20 protein-coding genes are annotated in these 20,418 nt (G+C 73.6%); all 20 read right to left on the bottom strand.

Annotation, left to right across the window (positions count from 1 at the left end):
- Nucleotides 1-54 precede the first annotated feature (54 nt).
- On the bottom strand, nt 55-324 hold the full coding sequence (gene rpoZ / locus ACMT9T_RS01045) for a DNA-directed RNA polymerase subunit omega (RefSeq protein WP_012038467.1): 270 nt from the start codon (nt 322-324) through the stop codon (nt 55-57).
- Between the two features lie 48 nt (nt 325-372).
- Nucleotides 373-1,281 (bottom strand): guanylate kinase, encoded by a 909-nt coding sequence (gene gmk, locus ACMT9T_RS01040; RefSeq protein WP_043669661.1) that lies wholly within the window; start codon nt 1,279-1,281, stop codon nt 373-375.
- A complete protein-coding gene (gene pyrF / locus ACMT9T_RS01035; protein WP_414743852.1) occupies nt 1,278-2,174 on the bottom strand; it encodes an orotidine-5'-phosphate decarboxylase in 897 nt (298 codons plus the stop codon). The genes gmk and pyrF overlap by 4 nt, the downstream gene beginning before the upstream one ends.
- A complete protein-coding gene (gene carB / locus ACMT9T_RS01030; protein WP_414743851.1) occupies nt 2,171-5,461 on the bottom strand; it encodes a carbamoyl-phosphate synthase large subunit in 3,291 nt (1,096 codons plus the stop codon). Before carB ends, pyrF begins: the two co-directional genes overlap by 4 nt.
- Nucleotides 5,461-6,630, bottom strand: coding sequence for a glutamine-hydrolyzing carbamoyl-phosphate synthase small subunit (gene carA, locus ACMT9T_RS01025; protein WP_414745844.1), 1,170 nt, complete (start codon nt 6,628-6,630; stop codon nt 5,461-5,463). Before carA ends, carB begins: the two co-directional genes overlap by 1 nt.
- A gap of 5 nt (nt 6,631-6,635) precedes the next feature.
- Nucleotides 6,636-7,163: a PH-like domain-containing protein gene (locus ACMT9T_RS01020; RefSeq protein WP_414743850.1), complete on the bottom strand. Its 528-nt coding sequence runs from the start codon at nt 7,161-7,163 to the stop codon at nt 6,636-6,638.
- Nucleotides 7,160-8,551: a dihydroorotase gene (locus ACMT9T_RS01015; RefSeq protein WP_414743849.1), complete on the bottom strand. Its 1,392-nt coding sequence runs from the start codon at nt 8,549-8,551 to the stop codon at nt 7,160-7,162. Before ACMT9T_RS01015 ends, ACMT9T_RS01020 begins: the two co-directional genes overlap by 4 nt.
- Complete coding sequence (locus ACMT9T_RS01010; RefSeq protein WP_414743848.1) at nt 8,548-9,504, bottom strand: aspartate carbamoyltransferase catalytic subunit; 957 nt, start codon at nt 9,502-9,504, stop codon at nt 8,548-8,550. The genes ACMT9T_RS01015 and ACMT9T_RS01010 overlap by 4 nt, the downstream gene beginning before the upstream one ends.
- Nucleotides 9,501-10,061, bottom strand: a complete 561-nt coding sequence (pyrR, locus tag ACMT9T_RS01005; protein WP_414743847.1) for a bifunctional pyr operon transcriptional regulator/uracil phosphoribosyltransferase PyrR — start codon at nt 10,059-10,061, stop codon at nt 9,501-9,503. Before pyrR ends, ACMT9T_RS01010 begins: the two co-directional genes overlap by 4 nt.
- A 113-nt stretch (nt 10,062-10,174) precedes the next feature.
- Nucleotides 10,175-12,211, bottom strand: a complete 2,037-nt coding sequence (gene acs, locus ACMT9T_RS01000; RefSeq protein WP_414743846.1) for an acetate--CoA ligase — start codon at nt 12,209-12,211, stop codon at nt 10,175-10,177.
- A 73-nt stretch (nt 12,212-12,284) separates the two neighbouring features.
- Complete coding sequence (locus ACMT9T_RS00995) at nt 12,285-13,136, bottom strand: ABC transporter permease (RefSeq protein ID WP_414743845.1); 852 nt, start codon at nt 13,134-13,136, stop codon at nt 12,285-12,287.
- A complete protein-coding gene (locus tag ACMT9T_RS00990; protein ID WP_414743844.1) occupies nt 13,133-14,188 on the bottom strand; it encodes an aliphatic sulfonate ABC transporter substrate-binding protein in 1,056 nt (351 codons plus the stop codon). Before ACMT9T_RS00990 ends, ACMT9T_RS00995 begins: the two co-directional genes overlap by 4 nt.
- A 62-nt stretch (nt 14,189-14,250) precedes the next feature.
- The gene (locus ACMT9T_RS00985; RefSeq protein ID WP_414743843.1) at nt 14,251-15,120 is read right to left on the bottom strand and encodes an ABC transporter ATP-binding protein; all 870 of its coding nucleotides are present in this window, start codon (nt 15,118-15,120) and stop codon (nt 14,251-14,253) included.
- A gap of 89 nt (nt 15,121-15,209) precedes the next feature.
- Nucleotides 15,210-15,623, bottom strand: a complete 414-nt coding sequence (gene nusB / locus ACMT9T_RS00980) for a transcription antitermination factor NusB (RefSeq protein WP_116055589.1) — start codon at nt 15,621-15,623, stop codon at nt 15,210-15,212.
- A 4-nt stretch (nt 15,624-15,627) separates the two neighbouring features.
- Nucleotides 15,628-16,191, bottom strand: coding sequence for an elongation factor P (gene efp, locus ACMT9T_RS00975; protein ID WP_063071749.1), 564 nt, complete (start codon nt 16,189-16,191; stop codon nt 15,628-15,630).
- Nucleotides 16,192-16,305: 114 nt separating this feature from the next.
- Complete coding sequence (locus ACMT9T_RS00970) at nt 16,306-16,746, bottom strand: type II 3-dehydroquinate dehydratase (protein WP_414743842.1); 441 nt, start codon at nt 16,744-16,746, stop codon at nt 16,306-16,308.
- A 20-nt stretch (nt 16,747-16,766) separates the two neighbouring features.
- Nucleotides 16,767-17,549 (bottom strand): SDR family oxidoreductase, encoded by a 783-nt coding sequence (locus ACMT9T_RS00965; protein WP_414743841.1) that lies wholly within the window; start codon nt 17,547-17,549, stop codon nt 16,767-16,769.
- The gene (gene aroB, locus ACMT9T_RS00960) at nt 17,546-18,661 is read right to left on the bottom strand and encodes a 3-dehydroquinate synthase (protein WP_414743840.1); all 1,116 of its coding nucleotides are present in this window, start codon (nt 18,659-18,661) and stop codon (nt 17,546-17,548) included. The genes ACMT9T_RS00965 and aroB overlap by 4 nt, the downstream gene beginning before the upstream one ends.
- Complete coding sequence (locus ACMT9T_RS00955; protein ID WP_414743839.1) at nt 18,658-19,149, bottom strand: shikimate kinase; 492 nt, start codon at nt 19,147-19,149, stop codon at nt 18,658-18,660. The genes aroB and ACMT9T_RS00955 overlap by 4 nt, the downstream gene beginning before the upstream one ends.
- A 2-nt stretch (nt 19,150-19,151) precedes the next feature.
- Nucleotides 19,152-20,390, bottom strand: a complete 1,239-nt coding sequence (aroC, locus tag ACMT9T_RS00950) for a chorismate synthase (protein ID WP_414743838.1) — start codon at nt 20,388-20,390, stop codon at nt 19,152-19,154.
- Nucleotides 20,391-20,418: the final 28 nt, after the last annotated feature.

Genomic DNA, 20,418 nt, shown 5'->3' with positions numbered 1-20,418 from the left:
GGGCCGGGAGGGCGGGCGGGGTGCGGTCGGCGCGGGGCATCCGGGGCGGAGCGGCTAGGAGGCCGCGGGCTCCACGATGGGCGTGGCGACGAGCTTGTCCTCGTTGATCTCGTGCATGGCGACCGAGAGGGGCTTGTCGTCGATGGTGGAGTCGACGAGCGGCCCCACGTTGTCGAACAGGCTGCCCTCGTGGAGGTCGGCGTAGTAGTCGTTGATCTGGCGGGCCCGCTTGGAGGCGAAGATCACGAGCGCGTACTTCGAGTCGACCTTCGAGAGGAGCTCGTCGATGGGCGGGTCGATGATGCCCTGGGTCTTGTCAACCATGGATGTGCCGCTTCCTCATTGCATGGAAGAAGGCCGCACGGGTCCGCGTCATGGACCGACGGCCTTCCTGGATCTCATCAAGTCTACGACCTCGCGCGCGGCCTCCGCGACATCGCGGTTCACGACGAGGTGGTCGAACTCGTCCTGGGCGGCCAGCTCGACCTTCGCGGTGTCCAGGCGGCGCTGCTGCTCCTCGGGTCCCTCGGTGCCGCGGCCGACCAGGCGGCGCACCAGCTCCTCCCAGGTGGGCGGCAGCAGGAACACGAGCCGGGCCTCCGGCATGGCGGCCTTCACCTGGCGCGCGCCCTGGATGTCGATCTCGAGCAGCACGCTGCGGCCCTCGGCCAGAGCGGCGTCGATGGGCGCGCGCGGCGTGCCGTAGCGGTGCGCGTTGTGCACCGTGGCCCACTCGAGCAGCTCCTCGTGCTCGACCATCCGGTCGAACTCGGCGTCGGAGACGAAGTAGTAGTTGACGCCCTCGACCTCGCCGGGACGCGGGGCGCGCGTGGTGGCGGAGACGGAGAGCAGCACGTCGGGCTCGTTCTCGCGGATGAAGGTCGAGACCGTGCCCTTGCCGACCGCGGTGGGGCCGGCGAGCACGACGAGGCGGCTGGGCTCCACGATCTGCTTGGCGGCCTGCCACTCCTCGAGGAACCGGGTGAGGCGCACGCGCTGGTGCACGCCGAGCCCGCCGAGGCGCTTGGCGGTGGAGATGCCGAGGTCGCCGAGGATCCGCTCGAGCTTGGTGGGCCCGATGTTCGGGATGCTCGTGAGGAACTCGGTGACGCGGAGCGTGGCCTCGGCGCGGCGGGCGGGATCCGCGGACGCGTCGAGCACGCCGAGCGGGGTGCGCTCCCCCGTGACGATGTCGTGCTTCACCTCGGCGCGCGCTCGGCGCGCGGCGACGGCGGCCTGGGATGCGGCGACCCGGTCGACCTCGGGTGGTTCGGGCCTCATGGCAGCACCTCTTCGAGTCGTCCGGCGTGGTCGGTGACGGCCTCCGCGACACGCCGTGGCCCTGCCTGGAGGATACTCCGGGACGCGCTCGCGATCACAACGCGGGCGGCCGGGCCGAACAGCTTCCGGACATCGCCGAGCAGCGCGCCCTGGTGGCCGAAGCCCGGCGCGAGGATCGGCGTGCGGGTGAGCTGCCCGAGGTCGAGCCCGGCGTCGGCGGCGTCGACGGTCGCGCCGACGACGAGGCCGAAGGCGCCCGGATCCGCCGACGGGTCGTCGAGCGGGCCGTTCGCGGCGGCCGCGGCGTCCTGGATCCCACGGGCCACCGTGCGGGCGGCGTCGGCGGATCCGTCGGCCGGGAGGACCGCGCGCTGCAGGTCACGGGCCTCGGGGTTCGAGGTGGCGGCGAGGACGAAGACGCCCGCGCCCCAGGCCTCCGCCGCGGCGCGCACGCCGTCGAGGGATCCCACGCCCGTGTACGCGGTGAGGGTGACGGCGTCCGCGCGCAGCGGGCTGTCGGGCGCGAGCCACGCGGCGCCGTACGCGTCGACCGTGGAGCCGATGTCGCCGCGCTTGGCGTCGGCGATCACCAGGAGGCCGGCGTCGCGCGCGGCGGCGAGCACGCGCTCGAGGGCGGCGTACCCGGCGGATCCGTGGCGCTCGAAGAACGCGACCTGCGGCTTCACGATGCCCGCCCGCCCCGCGGTCGCCTCGACCACGCGCAGGCCGAACTCCTCGAGGCCGCGCGCGTCGTCGGCGAGGCCCCACTCGTCGAGCAGCGACCGGTGCGGGTCGATGCCGACGCAGAGGTGCCCGCGCTCGCGGAACGCGCGGGCCAGGCGCGCGCCGAACGGCGGGGCGACCGCAGCCGCCCCGCCGTCGGCGGTCGTCACCTGCGGGCCTCGCGGGCGATCGCGTAGTCCTGCAGGCTCGTGACGTCGAAGCCCTCGCGGATGGCGTCGAACGACGCGACCGCGGCCGTGAGCTGCGCGATGGTCGTGAACAGCGCCTTGTCCGCCGCGACGGCCGCCGCGCGGATCTCGTAGCCGTCCGCGCGGGCCGTGCGGCCGGAGGGCGTGTTGATGACGACGTCCACCTCGTCGCGGTTGATCAGGTCGACGATCGACGGCGAGTCGCCCGCGGCGGGCTCCTCGCTGTACTTGCGGACGACGCGCGCCTGGATCCCGTTGCGGCTGAGGACCTCCGCCGTGCCCGCCGTGGCGAGCACCTCGAAGCCCAGCTGCTGGAGGCGGAGCACCGGCAGCACGATGGAGCGCTTGTCGCGGTCGGCGACCGAGACGAACACCGTGCCCGAGAGCGGGAGGCCGCCGAACGCCGCCTCCTGGCTCTTGGCGAACGCCCGCGGGAAGTCGCGGTCGATGCCCATGACCTCGCCGGTCGAGCGCATCTCCGGGCCGAGCACGGAGTCGACGATGAGGCCGTCCTTCGTGCGGAACCGCTTGAAGGGCAGCACGGCCTCCTTCACGGCGACGGGCGAGTCCATCGGCACGTCGGATCCGTCGCGCTCGGGCAGGAGGCCGGACGCCTTCAGCTCGGCGATGGACGTGCCGACCATGACGAGCGACGCGGCCTTCGCGAGCGGGATGCCGAGCGCCTTGGAGACGAACGGCACCGTGCGGCTCGCGCGCGGGTTCGCCTCGAGGACGTAGAGCACGCCCGCGCCGATCGCGAACTGCACGTTGAGCAGGCCCCGCACGCCCACGCCCTCGGCGATGGCGCGCGTGGCGTCGACGACCTGCTGGATCTGGCCGCGGCCGAGGGTCACGGGCGGGAGCGTGCAGCTCGAGTCGCCCGAGTGGATCCCGGCCTCCTCGATGTGCTCCATGACGCCGCCGACGTACAGCTCGGTGCCGTCGTAGATGGCGTCGATGTCGATCTCGATGGCGTCGTCGAGGAACCGGTCGATGAGGAGGGGCTTCCCCTCGCCGATGATGCCCTGGTCGGCCATGCGCAGGAAGTAGTCGTGCAGCGTGGCGGTGTCGAAGACGATCTCCATGCCGCGGCCGCCGAGCACGTAGCTCGGGCGGACGAGGACGGGGTAGCCGATCTCCTCCGCGACGACCACGGCCTCGTCGATCGCGACGGCCGTGCCGTTGCGGGGCGCCACGAGGCCCGCGGCGTCGAGGATCCCGGAGAACAGGCCCCGCTCCTCCGCGAGGTCGATGGCCGACGGGCTCGTGCCGAGGATCGGGACGCCCGCGGCCTCGAGGCCCTTGGCGAGCCCCAGCGCGGTCTGGCCGCCGAGCTGCACGACGACGCCGACGAGCTCGCCCGCCTGCTGCTCCGCGTGCACGATCTCCAGCACGTCCTCGAGCGTGAGCGGCTCGAAGTAGAGCCGGTCGCTCGTGTCGTAGTCGGTCGAGACCGTCTCCGGGTTGCAGTTGATCATGATCGTCTCGAAGCCCGCGTCGGACAGCGCGAAGGACGCGTGCACGCACGAGTAGTCGAACTCGATGCCCTGGCCGATGCGGTTCGGGCCCGAGCCCAGGATGATCACCTTGCGGCGGTCGGACGGCACGATCTCCGTCTCGGAGTCGTAGCTGGAGTAGTGGTACGGCGTGAGCGCCGGGAACTCGCCCGCGCACGTGTCGACCGTCTTGTACACGGGGCGGATGTCCGCCGCCTGGCGCGCGTCGCGCACCTCCTGCTCGGTCAGGCCGCGGATCTCCGCGATCTGCGCGTCCGAGAAGCCGTGGTCCTTGGCCTCGCGGATGGTGTCCGCGTCGAGCTCGTCGGCGTCGCGCACGGCGTCGGCGACCTCGTTGATGAGGACGATCTGGTCGATGAACCAGGGGTCGATCTTCGTCGCGTCGAAGACCTGCTCCGGCGTGGCGCCCGCGCGGAGCGCCTGCTGCACCGTGACGATGCGGCCGTCGGTGGGCGTGCGGCTCACCTCGAGCAGCTCGTCGACCGAGCGGGTCTCGGGCCCCCAGTGGAACGAGGATCCGCGCTTCTCGAGCGAGCGCAGCGCCTTCTGCAGCGCGGTGGAGTAGTTACGGCCGATGGCCATGGCCTCGCCCACCGACTTCATGGTGGTGGTGAGCTCGGCGTCGGCGGCCGGGAACTTCTCGAACGCGAAGCGCGGGACCTTCACGACCACGTAGTCGAGCGTGGGCTCGAAGCTCGCGGGCGTGACCTTGGTGATGTCGTTCGGGATCTCGTCGAGGCGGTAGCCGATGGCGAGCTTCGCGGCGATCTTCGCGATCGGGAAGCCCGTGGCCTTCGACGCGAGCGCGCTCGAGCGGGAGACGCGCGGGTTCATCTCGATGACGATGAGGCGGCCGTTCGTGGGATCCACCGCGAACTGGATGTTGCAGCCGCCCGTGTCGACGCCCACCCGGCGGATGATGTCGATCCCGATGTCGCGCATGTGCTGGTACTCGCGGTCGGTGAGCGTGAGCGCCGGCGCGACCGTGATCGAGTCGCCCGTGTGCACGCCGACCGGGTCCACGTTCTCGATGGAGCAGACGACGACCGTGTTGTCGGCCGTGTCGCGCATGAGCTCCAGCTCGTACTCCTTCCAGCCGAGGATCGACTCCTCGAGGAGCACCTCGGTGGTGGGGCTCGACTGCAGGCCGTCCGCGACCATGCGCTCGAGCTCCTGGCGGGTGTGCGCGAAGCCGGAGCCGAGGCCGCCCATGGTGAAGGACGGGCGGATCACGAGCGGGTAGCCGAGGTCCTCGGCGTACTCGACGGCCTGCTCGAGCGTCTTCGCGACGTGCGATCGGGCCACGTCGGCGCCGGACTCGATGACGAGGTCCTTGAAGAGCTGGCGGTCCTCGCCCTTCTGGATGGCCTCGACCTTGGCGCCGATGAGCTCGACGCCGTGCTTGGCGAGGATGCCGAGCTCGTCGAGCCGGATGGCCGCGTTGAGCGCGGTCTGGCCGCCGAGCGTCGGGAGCACCGCGTCCGGCTTCTCCTTGATGATGATCTTCTCGAGCACCTCGCTCGTGATCGGCTCGATGTAGGTCGCGTCGGCGAAGCCCGGGTCGGTCATGATCGTGGCGGGGTTCGAGTTCACGAGGATGACGCGCACGCCCTCCTCGCGGAGCACGCGGCAGGCCTGCGTGCCCGAGTAGTCGAACTCGGCGGCCTGGCCGATGACGATCGGCCCGGAGCCGATGACGAGGACGGAGTTGATGTCGTCGCGCTTGGGCATTACACGGTCTCCTGGGGGGTCGCGGCGGATGCGGGGGCGTCGCCCGCGGCGTGGATCAGCTCGATGAACCGGTCGAAGAGGTACGACGAGTCGTGAGGGCCGGCGGCCGCCTCCGGGTGGTACTGGACGCTGAAGGCGGGGATGTCGAGGCAGTTCAGCCCCTCGACGACCTGGTCGTTGAGCGAGACGTGGCTGACCTCCGCGCGGCCGAAGCCGGCGGGGCTGTCGACGGGGCCGTCGAGCGGCGCGGACACCGCGAAGCCGTGGTTCTGGCTCGTGATCTCGACGCGGCCGGTGCGGCGGTCGAGCACGGGCTGGTTGATCCCGCGGTGGCCGAACGGCAGCTTGTAGGTGTCGAAGCCGAGGGCGCGGCCGAGGAGCTGGTTGCCGAAGCAGATCCCGAAGAACGGGATGCCCTTGCGGAGCACGTCCTGCAGCAGCTCCACGTGGTACTGCGACGCCTCGGGGTCGCCGGGGCCGTTCGAGTAGAAGACCGCGGTGGGCGCGAGCTCGGCGAGCTGCTCCGTGGTGATCGACTGCGGCACGACGTGCACGTCGAGGCCGCGGGCCGCGAGGTGCTTGACGGTCGCGGTCTTGATGCCGAGGTCGAGCACCGCGACGGATCCGATGCGCGTCCCCACCGCGGGGATCGTGTACGTCTCCTGCGTGGAGACCTCGGCGGAGAGGTTGCGGCCCGCCATGTCGGGTGCCTGCCGCACCTGCGCGAGCTGCTCCTCGTCGCCGAGCGCGAAGGCCTCGCCGGAGAAGACGCCGGCGCGCATGGCGCCCTCGTCGCGGATCCGACGCGTGACCGCGCGGGTGTCGATGCCGGAGATGCCGACGACGCCCTGGGCGACCAGGTCGTCCTCGAGCGTGCGGGTGCCGCGGAAGTTGGAGACCACGCGGGAGGGGTCGCGGACGACGTAGCCGGCGACCCAGATGCGGCGGGACTCCATGTCGTCGTCGTTCATGCCGGTGTTGCCGATGTGCGGCGCCGTCTGGAGCACGATCTGGCCCGCGTAGGACGGGTCGGTGATCGTCTCCTGGTAGCCGGTCATGCCGGTCGCGAAGACGGCCTCGCCGAGCGTGGTGCCGCGGGCGCCGTACGCGCGTCCGACGTACCTCCGTCCGTCCTCGAGCACCAGGACAGCTGGTTCGTGTCGGGCCATGTCGGTCACTTCCCTTCGTTGTCGTCGTCGTGCGCCAGGCGCGGGATCCGGTGGAGGGCGTCGACGAGCGCGGTCTTCTCGCGCGGGTCGATCACCCGGAGGTACGTGTCGACCTCGGTGCGGGCGACCTGGTCGAGGATCCAGGTGACGGCCACGAGGCCGCCCTCCTCCACGACGCGGTCGATCGCGTAGGTCGCGAGGCCGGATCCGGTGATGCGGTCGGCGGGCACGAGCACCTCGCGCTCGCCGTCGATCGCGAGCACCAGCCCGGCGTCGTGCACGCGGGCCGCCGCGCGCCCCCGGAAGCCGAGGGGCCGGACCGTCAGCCGGTCGAGCGGCTCGCCCGCGGTGGTCGTGGCGACGTAGAGCACGTCGACCTCGAGCGTCGGCGCGCCGAGCCCGGCGGGCGGACGCGGCGGCTCGGGCAGCGCGCGCTGGCGGCGCCGGCGCGCGCGCCAGCCGAGCGCCATGAGCGCGAGCAGCAGGAGGAGGAGCGCGATCACGGTGACCGCGGGTCCCACGCGGTCGCTCATGCGCGTCCCGCCGGGGCGTCGGATGCGGCGTCGCGGGCGTCGGCGTCCGCGCGGTCGCGGAGGACCGCGGCGCGGGCGACCGTCTCGCGGTCGACGAGCGCGCCGTCGAGCACCGTCGGGTAGCCGCGGTGGAAGGTCGCGACGACGCGGCCGGGCAGCGTCATCTCGAGGTACGGCGAGTTGCCGCTGAGGCCGCCGAGGTCGTCGCGGCCGAAGACGCGCGACGCGGTCGGGTCATAGAGCGTGATGTCGGCCGGGGATCCGCCGGCGAGCGCGTGCCCGTGCTCGGCGAGGCGGCCGATGCGCGCGGGCGCGTGCGACATGACGCGCGCGACGCCGGCCCAGTCGAGGAGCCCGGTGTCGACCATGGCGAGCTGCACCACGGAGAGCGCCGACTCGAGGCCGACCATGCCGAACGCGGCCGCGTCCCACTCGCAGTCCTTGGCCTCCGTGGGGTGCGGCGCGTGGTCGGTCGCGACCACGTCGATCGTGCCATCGGCGAGCGCGGCGCGCAGGGCCTCGACGTCCTCGCGGCGGCGGAGCGGCGGGTTGACCTTGTAGCGCGCGTCGTAGCCGGCGACCAGGTCCTCGGTGAGGAGCAGGTGGTGCGGCGTGACCTCGGCCGTGACGTCGACCCCGCGGGCCTTGGCCCAGCGGATCACGTCGACGGAGCCGGCGGTGGAGACGTGGCAGACGTGCAGGCGGGATCCGACGTGCTCGGCGAGCAGCACGTCGCGCGCGATGATCGACTCCTCGGCGACCGCGGGCCAGCCCGTGATGCCGAGCTCGCCGGACAGCGCGCCCTCGTTCATGGTGGCGCCCTCGGTGAGGCGCGGGTCCTGCGCGTGCTGCGCGATGACGCCGTCGAACGCCTTCACGTACTCGAGCGCGCGGCGCATGAGGAGCGGGTCGGAGACGCACTTGCCGTCGTCGGAGAAGACGCGGACGGCGGCGCGGCTCGACGCCATGGCGCCGATCTCGGCCATCGACTCCCCCGCGAGGCCCACCGACACGGCCCCGATGGGGCGGACCGTGGCGTACCCGGCCGCGTCGCCGAGCGCCTTGACCTGCTCGACCACGCCCGCCGTGTCCTGCACGGGCATGGTGTTGGCCATCGCGAAGACGGCGGTGAAGCCGCCGAGGGCCGCGGCGCGGGATCCGGTGAGCACGGTCTCGCTCTGCTCGTAGCCGGGCTCGCGCAGGTGCACGTGCAGGTCCACGAGTCCGGGCAGGGCGACGAGGCCGTCGGCCTCGACGACGTGCGCGCCCTCGGGGGTCTCGAGGTCAGGGCCGATCTCGCGGATCAGCCCGTCGGCGACGAGGATGTCGGCGCGCTCGCCCGAGGGCAGGGTCGCTCCGCGGATCAGGTGGGTGTCGTTCGGGGTCATCGGTCGGCCTTCCCGTCGCCGGACAGCAGGAGGTAGAGGACGGCCATGCGCACCGAGACGCCGTTGGCGACCTGCTCGCGCACCGTGGACCTCTCCGAGTCGGCGGCGGCGGCGGATATCTCGAGCCCGCGGTTCATGGGCCCCGGGTGCATGACGATCGTATCGGGCCCGAGGAGCGCGAGCCGCGCGTCGTCGAGTCCCCAGATGCGCGCGTACTCGCGCGGGTTCGGGAAGAAGGCGGCGCGCATGCGCTCGGCCTGGATCCGGAGCATCATCACGGCGTCCGGCTTCCCCTCGCGGAGCGCGGCGTCGAGGTCGTAGCGGACCGTGACCGGCCAGGATCCGACGCCCACCGGCACGAGCGTGGGCGGCGCGACGAGCGTGACCTCGGCGCCGAGCGTCGTGAGCAGCCACGCGTTCGAGCGCGCGACGCGGCTGTGGAGCACGTCGCCGACGATGACGACGCGCGTGCCGTCGAGGCCCTTCCCGCGCGCGGCGGATCCGTGCAGCCGGCGGCGGATCGTGAACGCGTCGAGCAGCGCCTGCGTGGGGTGCTCGTGCGTGCCGTCGCCCGCGTTGACGATGCCGGCGTCGATCCAGCCGCTGCCGGCGAGCGTGTGCGGCGCGCCCGACGACGGGTGCCGGACGACCACGCCGTCGGCGCCCATCGCCTGGAGCGTCTGCGCGGTGTCCTTGAGGCTCTCGCCCTTGGAGACGCTGGATCCCTTGGCGCTGAAGTTGATGACGTCGGCCGAGAGGCGCTTGGCCGCGGCCTCGAACGAGATGCGCGTGCGCGTCGAGTCCTCGAAGAAGAGGTTGACGACCGTGCGGCCGCGGAGCGCGGGGGTCTTCTTGATCTCGCGCGTGCCGACGTCGGCCATGTCCTCGGCCACGTCGAGGATGCGGACGGCCTCGTTACGCGACAGGTCGCGGGTGGAGAGCAGGTGCCTCATGCGCCCGCCCCCTCGTCGTCGGGGCCCTGGATCGTGACGGCGTCCTCGCCGTCGATCTCGTCGAGCCGCACGAAGATCCGCTCGGCGAGGCTCGACGGCAGGTTCTTGCCCACGAAGTCGGCGCGGATGGGGAGCTCGCGGTGGCCCCGGTCGACCAGCGCGGCGAGCCGCACGGCCGTGGGGCGGCCGAGGTCGCCGATGGCGTCGAGCGCGGCGCGCACGGTGCGGCCGGAGAAGAGCACGTCGTCCACGAGCACGACCGTGCGGCCGTCGACGCCGCCCGCGGGCAGCAGCGAGGGCGCGGGCGCGCGGGTGGGGTTCCGCTGCAGGTCGTCACGGTACATGGTGACGTCGAGCGAGCCCACCAGGTCGGCGGGGGCCTCGGGCTCGAGGCGGGCGATGATCCGGCCGATGCGCTCGGCGAGGACGGTGCCGCGGGTCGGGATGCCGAGGAGCAGCAGCCCTGCGGGGCCGCGGTTCGACTCGAGGATCTCGTGGGCGATGCGCGTGAGCGCACGGGTGATGTCAGAGGGCTGCAGCACGACGCGCTGAGGCAATCCGACCTCCTTCCCCGCCTCTCGGGACGGATGTTAAAGGTGGTCTGTTCCGCCGGTCACTCTAGCGGGTGTCCGCCGGGGCCCGCGGGTCGGACCCCCGCCCGCGCGTGTCCTCAGCGCGCGGACGCGTCGAGCACCGCGCGGATCCGGCCGAGCACCGCAGCGTCCTGGAGGCTCGTGGCGTCGCCGAGGGTCCGTCCATCGACGAGGTCGGCGAGGAGGCGCCGCATGATCTTCCCCGAGCGCGTCTTCGGCACGTCCGGCACCGCGACCACGCGCCGCGGCTTCGCGACCGGGCCGATGGCGCGGGCCACGTGCGCGGTGAGGAGCGGCTCCAGCTCCGCGGCGAGCGCCGCCCAGCCGGCCGCGTCGTCGTCCGCGGGCCGGTCGTCGCCGCGGGGCACGACGAAGGCGACGACCCGCTGACCGGTGAGGTCGTCGGCGACGCCCGTCACCCCGGCCTCCCCCACCCGCGGGTGCGCGACGAGCGCCGACTCGATCTCGATGGTCGACAGCCGGTGCCCGGAGACGTTGACGACCTCGTCGATCCGGCCCTGGAGCGCGACGTCGCCGTCGGCGTCGCGGCGGGCGCCGTCGCCCGCGAGGAACCAGCCGCGGTCGGCGAAGCGCTCCCAGTAGGCGCGGCGGTAGCGCTCGGGATCGCCCCACACCGTGCGGGCCATGCCGGGCCAGGGGCGCTGGATCACGAGGAGGCCCCGTTCGCCGGCGGCGGCGGGCTCGCCGTCGTCGTCGACCACGTCCACCCGGAAGCCGGGCAGCGCGCGTCCGGCGGCGCCGGGCTTCAGCGTCGAGACGCCGGGCAGCGGCGCGATGACGGCGGCCCCCGTCTCCGACTGCCACCACGTGTCGACGACGGGCGCGCGTCCGCCGCCGATCTCCCGGTGGAACCACAGCCATGCGGCGGGGTTGATCGCCTCCCCCACGGATCCCAGCAGCCGGATGCTCGACAGGTCGTGCCCGGCGACGCCGTCGGGGAACCAGCTCATGAGCGAGCGGATCAGCGTGGGCGCCGTGTAGTACGTCGTCACCCCGTAGCGCTCGATGATCTCGAGGTGCCGCCCGCGATGGGGCGTGTCGGGCGTCCCCTCGTAGATCACTTGCGTGAGGCCGTTGGAGAGCGGGCCGTAGATCTCGTACGTGTGCGCCGTGACCCAGGCGAGGTCGGCGGTGCACCAGTGCACGTCGTCGGGCTTCGCGTCGAAGTGCGCCCAGTGCGCCCACGAGGCGTGCGTCAGGTACCCGCCCGACGTGTGCACCAGTCCCTTGGGGCGGCCCGTCGTGCCGGAGGTGTAGATGACGAAGAGCGGGTGCTCGGCGTCGAAGGCCCGGGGCTCGTGCACGGGCGACGCGGATCCCACGGCGTCGTGCCACCACACGTCGCGGCCCGCGGTCCACGGCACGTCCTGGCCCGTGCGGCGGACGACGAGCACGTGCTCGATCGACGCGACGCCCGCGACGGCCTCGTCGGCCTGCGGCTTGGTGGCGACGGCGGTGCCGCGACGGTTCTGCCCGTCGCTCGTGATGAGGAGCTTCGCGCCCGTGTCCTCGACCCGGAAGCGGAGGGCCTCCGCGGAGAAGCCGCCGAAGACGAGCGAGTGCACGGCGCCGATGCGCGCGACGGCGAGCGTCGCGACGACGGTCTCGACGAGCACCGGGAGGTAGATCACGACGCGGTCGCCGGGCCCGACGCCGAGCGCGGTGAGCGCGTTCGCGGCGCGGGACACCTCGTCCTGGAGGTCGCGGTAGGTCACCGTGCGGCGGTCCCCCGGCTCGCCCTCGAAGTGCAGCGCGACCTTCCCGCCCCGGCCGGCGGCGACGTGCCGGTCGACGCAGTTCGCCGCGACGTTGAGACGGCCGCCCGCGAACCACGTCGCGGCGGGGACCTGCGGGGTGCCGTCGGCGGCGACCGGCGGGATCCACGTGTGCGCCGTGTGCCACGGCGTGTCCCAGTCGAGGCGGCGGGCGGCCTCCTCCCAGAAGGCGACCGGATCCGCCTCGGCCCGCGCGTACGCCTCGCCGGTGACGTTCGCGGCGGCGGCCAGCGCGGCGGGCGGTGGGAAGAGGGCCTGCTTCGGGGCGGCGTCGGGTGCGGGGACGGTCTCGGCCTGCTCGGTGCGCGGGGAGGTCATGCGCCGACGCTACGTGCGCCGCCCGCGCGATCCGGAACCGGGATGTCACGCGACGACACGGAGCGCCGCGCGATCAGCCCCAGCGGCGCACGAGCACCCGCTCGACGAGGCCCACGACGGCGTCCGTGACCGCCCCGAGCACGGCGAGCAGCACGATCGCGAGGAGCACGCGGTCCACGCGCCCGTTCGACGACGACTCGGTGAGCAGGAAGCCGAGCCCCATCGACGCGGCGAGCAGCTCCGCCGCGACGAGGAACAGCCACGACTGCGCGAGCGCGAGCCGGAGCCCGGACACGACCGCGGGCAGCACGGCGGGCAGCTGCACGGTGAGGAGCAGCGGGATCCGCCGCAGCCCGAACGCGCGCCCCACCTCCACCAGGTGCGGGTCGACGTGCCGGAGCGCCCCCGCGACCGTCGTGTAGACGGGGAACATCGCGCCGATGGCGACGAGCGTGACCTTGGAGTCCTCGTTGATCCCCATCCAGAGCAGGAGCAGCGGCACCCACGCGAGCGACGGCACGGTGCGGAACGCGCCCGCGGTCGGCGCGAGGAGCAGCCGGCCGACGCGCGACAGGCCGACGACGGCGCCGAGCACGAGGCCCACGGTCGCCCCGAGCGCGAAGCCGAGGAGCACGCGCTGCAGCGAGATGGCGACGTACTGCCCGAGGATCCCCTGCTCGGCGAGCTGGATCCCCGCGCGCACCACGTCGAGCGGCGCCGGGAGCAGGTGGGGCGGGACGGCGCCCGTCGCGGTGACGACCGCCCATAGCCCGATGACGATGAGGGGGACGATCAGGCCGAGACCCGCGCGAGCGAGCGGGCCGCCGACGGAGCCCCAGGCGTCGGCGGCACGCGGGTCCGCCGGGGGCTCGCCGTCGGGCGCGAGGTCGGACCGGTCGAGCGCGGCCGCGTCGAGCGCGGTCATCCGGCCGTCCCCGCGTCCGGGTCGGCGGCCTCGGCGAACCGCGGCTCGAACAGCTCGTCGAGCGCCGTGTCCACCCGCCCCTGGTCGGGCACGTCGCCCGACTCCACGAGGATCGGGCCGACGCGCTCGAGCACCGTGCGCTGCGCGTCGCCGGGCACGGGATCGACGCTGAGGTTCGTGCGGTCGATGACGGTGGACGCCACGGCCGGATCGATCGCGGCGGCCTGCGCGAGGATCGCCGCGGTCTCGTCGGGGTGGTCGACGGCCCACGCGCGCGCCTGCTCGTACGCGTCGACGACGGCCTGCGCCAGGTCGGGCGACGCGTCGAGGAACGACTGCGTGGCGTTGAGGAACCCGTAGGTCGCGAAGTCGACGTTCCGGTAGAGCAGCGTGGATCCCGCCTGCGCCTGGCTCGCCGCCATGAGCGGGTCGAGCCCGGCCCACGCGTCGACGGAGCCGTTCTCGAGGGCGGCGCGACCGTCGGCGTGCTGGAGGTTCTGGATGGTGACGTCGGAGGCGGGGATGCCGGCCTCGTCGAGCGCCTGCAGCAGGAAGAAGTACGGGTCGGTGCCCTTCGTCGCGGCGATGTCCGCCCCGCGGAGCTGGTCGACGCTCGTGATGGGCGACCCCTCCGGCACGACGATCGCGGTCCACTCCGGCTGCGAGTACACGTCGATGGTGCGGATGGGCGAGCCGTTCGCCCGGGCGAGGAGCGCCGCGGACCCGGCGGTGGATCCCACGTCGACGGCCCCGGCGCGCAGCAGCTCGTTGGCCTTGTTGGATCCGGCCGACTGCACCCAGTCCACCTCCACCTCCGATCCCAGGCGCTTCTCCAGCAGGCCCTGGTCCTTCACGATGAGGCTCAGCGGGTTGTAGGTCGCCCAGTCGACGGTGAGCGTGTCCGCGCTCCAGCCCTCGGTGCCCGCGGTGGCGGGAGCGGCGGCCGGTGCGACGGCGGACCCCTCCCCCGCGGCGCATCCGGCGAGGAGCATCACGGCGGCGCTCGCGAGCGCGAGGGCGGGAAGGGATCTGCGGGGAAGGTGTCGGGTCACGATGGGTCCTCGGTGCGGTGTCGGGTGGTGCGGCGGGTGGGAGGTGCGGCGGGCGGGGCGCGTCAGCGGGCGCGGTGGCCCGGCACGCCGAGCCCCTCGAGCAGCTCGGCGCGGAGGGCGGCGAGGGTCGCGTCGCCGCGGTCGCGCGGTCGGGCGCCGGGCACGTCGAGCACGCGGCGGACGGTGGCGCCGGGCGCCGCGCCGGGAGCGGGATCCGGCCCGAGCAGCACCACGCGGTCGGCGAGGTGCAGGGCCTCGTCCACATCGTGCGTGACGAGCAGGACCGTCGTCGGGATGGCCGCGTGCACGTCCAGCAGCAGGTCCTGCATGCGCAGCCGCGTGAGGGCGTCGAGCGCGCCGAACGGCTCGTCGAGCACGAGCACGCGCGGTCGGCGCGCGAGGGCCCGGGCGAGCGCGGCGCGCTGGGCCATGCCGCCGGAGACCTGGCGCGGACGGAGGCCCGCCGCCTCGGCGAGCCCGGTGAGCTCGAGGAGGTCGCGCACGCGGGTGTCCCCCTCGGCGCGCGGCACGTCGCGCGGCAGGCCGAGGCGCACGTTGGCGCCGATGGTGCGCCACGGCAGGAGGCGCGGCTCCTGGAACGCGACCGCGGAGCGCTGGTCGACGTCCTGCACGGGCGTGCCGTCGATGGAGAGGGATCCGGCGTCGGGCCGGTCGAGGCCGCTCACCTGCCGGAGGAGGGTCGACTTGCCGCAGCCGGACGGGCCGAGGATCGCGACGACGTCGCCCGCCGCGAGGTCGAGGCCGACGTCGCGGAGCACGGCCCGCCGCTCGCGCGTGCCGGCGACGGGGAACGACCGGCCGACCCCGCGGAGCGCGACGGCTCCGGCCGAGGCGGGCGCGGGATCCCGCAGGGCGCCGGCCGGGGCGGGCGTCGCGGGATCGCGGTGCGAGGCGGGTGCGGTGACGGGCATGACCCGACGCTAGGGCGACGCGCTCGCCGCCGCCCGGGGCCGCGTCACACGCCGTCGCGTTCCGTCACGCGGCGTAACGGCGGGCGGGATCAGGCCTGCGTGGCCGCGATGCGCGCGAGCATGCCGTTCACGAACGACGCCGACTCGTCGGTCGACAGCGACGACGCGAGGTCGACGCTCTCCGAGATGGCGACGCCGTCGGGCACGTCCTGGTTGAACAGGATCTCCCAGATGCCGATGCGCAGGATCGCGCGGTCGACGGCGGGCATGCGGGCGAGGGTCCAGTTCACCGAGTACGTCTCGATGAGCTCGTCGATCTCGTCCTGGTGCTCGACGAACCCCTCGGCGATCTCGCGGGCGTACTGCCACGAGGCCTGCCGGTCGGGCTCGGCCGCGGCGCGCTGCTGCTCGACCGCGAGGGTGGCGGGGATGCTCTCCCCGCGGATGTCGGCGACGTACAGGACGTCGAGGGCGCGCTTGCGCGCCTTGGTGCGTGCGCTCACGGGGTCAGTCGGTGACGCGGCCGAGGTAGTCGCCCGTGCGGGTGTCCACCTTGACGCGCGTGCCCTGCTCGAGGAAGAGCGGGACCTGGATCTGGTGCCCGGTCTCGACCGTCGCGGGCTTGGTGCCGCCCGTCGAGCGGTCGCCCTGCAGGCCCGGCTCCGTGTACGTGATGGTCAGCACGACCGACGCGGGCAGCTCGACGTAGAGCCCCTCGCCGTTGTGCAGCGCCACGGTGACGTCCTGGTTCTCCAGCATGAAGTTCTTGGCGTCGCCGACCTGCGCGGCGGACAGCGTGATCTGGTCGTAGTCGCTCGTGTCCATGAACACGAAGTTCTCGCCGTCGGCGTAGAGGTACTGGAAGTCGCGGCGGTCGACCGTCTCGGTCTCGATCTTCGCGCCCGCGTTGAACGTGCGGTCGACGACCTTGCCGGTCATGACGTTCTTGACCTTGGTGCGCACGAACGCGCCGCCCTTGCCCGGCTTCACGTGCTGGAACTCGATGACGGTCCACAGCTGGCCGTCCATGTTGAGGACGATGCCGTTCTTGATGTCAGCGGTAGAGGCCATGCGGGGAGGGTCCTTGCCTGTTCGACGAGCGGGATGCGGCGGCGGCGAGAGGTGCCGGCGCGGAGGACGCCGCGGGGGCCCGAGGGGCGCGTGCGGCTTTCCTGAGGGATCAGCCTATCGGGTGCCGGTCACCACGTGCGCGAGGGCGAGGAGGTACGAGCCCTGGCCGAGGCCCGCGATGACGCCTGAGGCCACGGGCGAGATGACGCTGGTGTGCCGGAACTCCTCGCGCGCGTGCGGGTTGGACAGGTGCACCTCGAGGAGCAGGATCCCCGCCTTCGTCACGAGCGCGGCGGCGTCGCGGAGCGCGTACGAGTAGTGCGTGAACGCGGCCGGGTTCATGATCACGGGCGTCCGGGTGTCGACGGCCTCGTGCAGCCAGCCGATGAGGGTCGCCTCGTCGTCCGTCTGACGGAGGTCGATCTCCACGTCGGACGGCGCGAACGCGACGAGCTCGCGGCGGAGGTCCTCCAGGGATCCCGTCCCGTAGACGTCGGGCTCGCGGCTGCCGAGCCGTCCGAGGTTGGGGCCGTTGAGGACGAGCACGCGTGACATGCGACCCAGCCTAGGGCGGGTCAGCCGACGCTCTGGCCGCCGTCGGAGCGGATGCGCTGGCCGTTGATCCAGCCGCCCTCGGCCGAGAGCAGGAAGCTGACCAGGGCTGCCGCGTCGCGCGGCTCGGCGAGGCGCCCGCGCGGCGTGGTCTCCTGCAGGTGCGCCCGGATCTCGGGCGTGAACCAGCCCGTGTCGGTGGGGCCGGGATCCACGAGGTTGGCGGTGATGCGGATGTCCTCGAGCTCGCGCGCCGCCGCGATCACGATGCGGTCGAGCGCGGCCTTCGACGCGCCGTAGGGCACGTTGCCCACGACGTGGTCGCTCGTGAGCGCGACGATCCGGCCGGCTCCCGGCATCGCGCGGTACCGGCGGGCGAAGCCCTGGATGAGCTGCAGCGACGCCCGCACGTTGACCGCGAGGTGCCGGTCGAGGTCCTCCACCGTCGTGTCCAGCAGGGGGCTGTCGACGGACTCGCAGTGGGCGAGGACGAGCGCGGTGATCGGGCCGAGCTCCTGCTCGGCGCCCTCGAGGAGCCGGTCCGCGGCGTCCGTGTCGAGGAGGTCGGCCTCCATCGCGTGCGCGCGGCCGCCCGCGCGCGCCACGGCATCGGCGACCCGGGCGGGATCCTCGGGCTGGCGGCCCCACGGCATCCGCTCGTCGTACCCGGACCAGTAGGCGAACGCCACGTCCCAGCCGTCGAGCGCGAGGCTCTCCACGATGGCCGCGCCGATGCCGGAGACCCGGCCGACGCCCGTGATGAGGGCGACGGGCCGCGGCGCGCCCGGATGCGCGGGGTCGGTCACGAGCCGATCTCCTGGTACGCGGCGAACAGCAGCGCCTCCTCGGGCCCGTTGAGCACGCTGGCGCGGCCGACGCCGTCGAGCACGATGAAGCGCATCATGTCGCCGCGCGCCTTCTTGTCGCGCTTCATGCTCGCGACGAGCGTGGGCCAGCGGCCGACGGGGTAGCTCGTGGGCAGGTCGAGCGAGTCGAGGATCCGCCGGTGCCGGTCGACCGCCTCGTCCGACAGCGAGCGGGTGAGCCGCGACAGCTCGGCGGCGAAGACCATGCCCACCGCGACGGCCGCGCCGTGCCGCCAGCGGTAGCGCTCCGCGTGCTCGATGGCGTGGCCGAGCGTGTGCCCGTAGTTGAGGATCTCGCGGCGGCCCTTCTCGGTGAAGTCCTCCCCCACGACCTCGGCCTTCATGGCGATGGCGAGCTCAACGACGTGCCGGAACTCGGGGCTCGTCGGGTCGGTGACGCGCGCGACGTCGCGCTCGATGACGTCGAGGATCTCGGGCACGGCGATGAACCCGGCCTTCACGATCTCCGCGAAGCCCGTCACGATCTCCTCCCGCGGCAGGGTCGCGAGGAGGTCGAGGTCGACGATCACGGCGGTCGGCGCGTAGAAGGCGCCGACGAGGTTCTTGCCCTCGGACGTGTTGATGCCGGTCTTGCCGCCGACGGCCGCGTCCACCATGGCGAGCACGGTCGTCGGGATCTGGATGAGCATCACGCCGCGCAGCCACGTCGCCGCGACGAAGCCGCCGAGGTCGGTCGTGGCGCCACCGCCGAGCGTGATCACGGCGTCGGAGCGCGTGAAGTCGGTGGTGCCCATGATCTTCCAGCAGAACGCGGCGACCTCGATGCGCTTGGCGCCCTCGGCGTCGGGCACCTCCGCCAGGTACACCTCCACGTCGCCCTGCAGGCGCTCGCGGAGCCGCGAGGCCTCCTCGGCGAGGGCCGGCGCGTGCACGATGAGCACCTTGCGGACGCGCGGCCCGAGCAGCGCGCCCACGCCCGGGATGAGGCCGCGGCCCACGGTCACGTCGTAGCCCGGCGTGCCCGAGACGTGGATCACGGTGGGCGCGCCGGGCTCGGCGACGGCGGTCTCGGGGGCGTTCTGGTCGGTCATGGCTGCCTCTCCCGGGCGAAGCGCTCGATCTCGCGGACGATGCGCGGGAGCGGGCGGTCGGAGGTGTCGATGGTCAGGTCGGCGAGGGAGCGGTAGAGCTCCTCGCGGTCGGCGACGATGCGGCGCCAGCTGTCGAGGCCGTCGACGAGCGGGCGGTCGTCGCCGCGGATCCGCGCGCGCACGGCGTGCTCGCTGACGGTGAGGAGCACGACCGGGCACGCGGCGAGGTCGGCGCGGGTGGCGGGATCCAGCACGGCTCCCCCGCCGAGCGAGACGACGCCGCCGTCCGCGAGCGCCCGCGCGACCGCCTCGCGCTCGAGCTGGCGGAACCGCGGCTCGCCGTGCTCGCGGAAGATGTCGGCGATGGGTCCGTGCGCGTCCACGACGGCGCGGTCGGTGTCCGTGAACGGCACGCCCAGCCCGCGGGCCACGCGGCGGCCGACCGTGGTCTTGCCCGCGCCGGGCGGGCCGATCAGGACGACCGGCACGCTCAGGCCTCGGGCGGTGCGGGCGGTGCGGCGTCCGCCTCGTCCACGAGGTCGGCGCCGGAGCGGCGACCCTCGGGGATCGCGTCGAGGTAGCCGCGGAGGTTGCGGAGGGTCTCGCCCACGGAGTCGCCGCCGAACTTCTCGAGCACGGCGTCGGCGAGCGTGAGCGCGACCATGGCCTCGGCGACGACGCCCGCGGCGGGCACGGCGCACACGTCGGAGCGCTGGTGGTTCGCCGGGGCGGCGCCGCCCGTCGCGGTGTCGACCGTGCGGAGCGCGCGCGGCACGGTCGCGATGGGCTTCATCCCGGCGCGGACGCGGAGGACGGTGCCCGTGCTCATGCCGCCCTCGGTGCCGCCGGCGCGGTCGGTGGAGCGGCCGATGCCGGCAGCGGTGGAGAACAGCTCGTCGTGCGCCTCGGATCCGCGGCGCGTGGTGGTGAGGAAGCCGTCGCCGACCTCCACGCCCTTGATGGCCTGGATGCCCATGAGCGCGGCCGCGAGCTTCGAGTCGAGGCGGCGATCCCAGTGCACGTGCGAGCCGAGGCCCGGCGGCAGGTCGTAGGCGAGCACCTCGACGACGCCGCCGACCGTGTCGCCGCTCGCCTTCGTGTCGTCGACCTCGGCGACCATGCGGGCGCTCGTCTCGGCGTGGAAGCAGCGCAGCGGATCCGCGTCGAGCGCGTCGACGTCGGCCGGCGTCGGCAGCGGCGCGCCCTCGGGCACGCGGACGGGGCCGATGGAGAGCGTGTGGCTGACGAGCGTGATCCCGAGCTCGGCGAGGAACGCGCGGGCGACGGCGCCGAGCGCGACGCGGGCCGCGGTCTCGCGGGCGCTCGCGCGCTCGAGCACGGGGCGGGCCTCGTCGAAGTCGTACTTCTGCATGCCCACGAGGTCGGCGTGGCCGGGGCGGGGGCGCGTGAGGGCCGCGGCGCGCGCGCCCTGCAGCTTCTCGGGATCCACGGGCTCGGGGCTCATGATGTCGACCCACTTGGGCCACTCCGTGTTGCCGATGCGCACCGCGATGGGGCTGCCGAGCGTGCGCCCGTGCACCACGCCCGTGGAGAGGCTCAGCTCGTCCTGCTCGAACCCCATGCGCGCGCCGCGGCCGTAGCCGAGCTTGCGACGGGCGAGGTCGGCGCGGATGCCGTCGAGGCTGACGGGCACGCCCGCGGGCAGGCCCTCCAGGACGGCGATGAGTTCGGGGCCGTGGGATTCCCCGGCGGTGAGCCAACGCAGCATGCGCCCATCCTCCCACAGCGCCCGGAGG

This window comes from Clavibacter vidaverae (assembly GCF_047529985.1).
Classification (GTDB): Bacteria; Actinomycetota; Actinomycetes; order Actinomycetales; family Microbacteriaceae; genus Clavibacter; species Clavibacter nebraskensis_A.
This window is presented reverse-complemented; position numbering and strand designations above follow the sequence as displayed.

Bases quoted from the DNA above. Each gene is read 5' to 3' on its own strand.
- carA (WP_414745844.1), bottom strand. From the start codon at position 6,630: ATGGCCCGACACGAACCAGCTGTCCTGGTGCTCGAGGACGGACGGAGG.
- efp (WP_063071749.1), bottom strand. From the start codon at position 16,191: ATGGCCTCTACCGCTGACATCAAGAACGGCATCGTCCTCAACATGGAC.
- acs (WP_414743846.1), bottom strand. From the start codon at position 12,211: ATGACCTCCCCGCGCACCGAGCAGGCCGAGACCGTCCCCGCACCCGAC.
- aroC (WP_414743838.1), bottom strand. From the start codon at position 20,390: ATGCTGCGTTGGCTCACCGCCGGGGAATCCCACGGCCCCGAACTCATC.
- carB (WP_414743851.1), bottom strand. From the start codon at position 5,461: ATGCCCAAGCGCGACGACATCAACTCCGTCCTCGTCATCGGCTCCGGG.
- ACMT9T_RS00985 (WP_414743843.1), bottom strand. From the start codon at position 15,120: ATGCCCGTCACCGCACCCGCCTCGCACCGCGATCCCGCGACGCCCGCC.
- aroB (WP_414743840.1), bottom strand. From the start codon at position 18,661: ATGACCGACCAGAACGCCCCCGAGACCGCCGTCGCCGAGCCCGGCGCG.
- gmk (WP_043669661.1), bottom strand. From the start codon at position 1,281: ATGAGGCCCGAACCACCCGAGGTCGACCGGGTCGCCGCATCCCAGGCC.
- ACMT9T_RS00970 (WP_414743842.1), bottom strand. From the start codon at position 16,746: ATGTCACGCGTGCTCGTCCTCAACGGCCCCAACCTCGGACGGCTCGGC.
- ACMT9T_RS00995 (WP_414743845.1), bottom strand. From the start codon at position 13,136: ATGACCGCGCTCGACGCGGCCGCGCTCGACCGGTCCGACCTCGCGCCC.
- ACMT9T_RS01015 (WP_414743849.1), bottom strand. From the start codon at position 8,551: ATGACCCCGAACGACACCCACCTGATCCGCGGAGCGACCCTGCCCTCG.
- ACMT9T_RS01010 (WP_414743848.1), bottom strand. From the start codon at position 9,504: ATGAGGCACCTGCTCTCCACCCGCGACCTGTCGCGTAACGAGGCCGTC.
- rpoZ (WP_012038467.1), bottom strand. From the start codon at position 324: ATGGTTGACAAGACCCAGGGCATCATCGACCCGCCCATCGACGAGCTC.
- ACMT9T_RS01020 (WP_414743850.1), bottom strand. From the start codon at position 7,163: ATGAGCGACCGCGTGGGACCCGCGGTCACCGTGATCGCGCTCCTCCTC.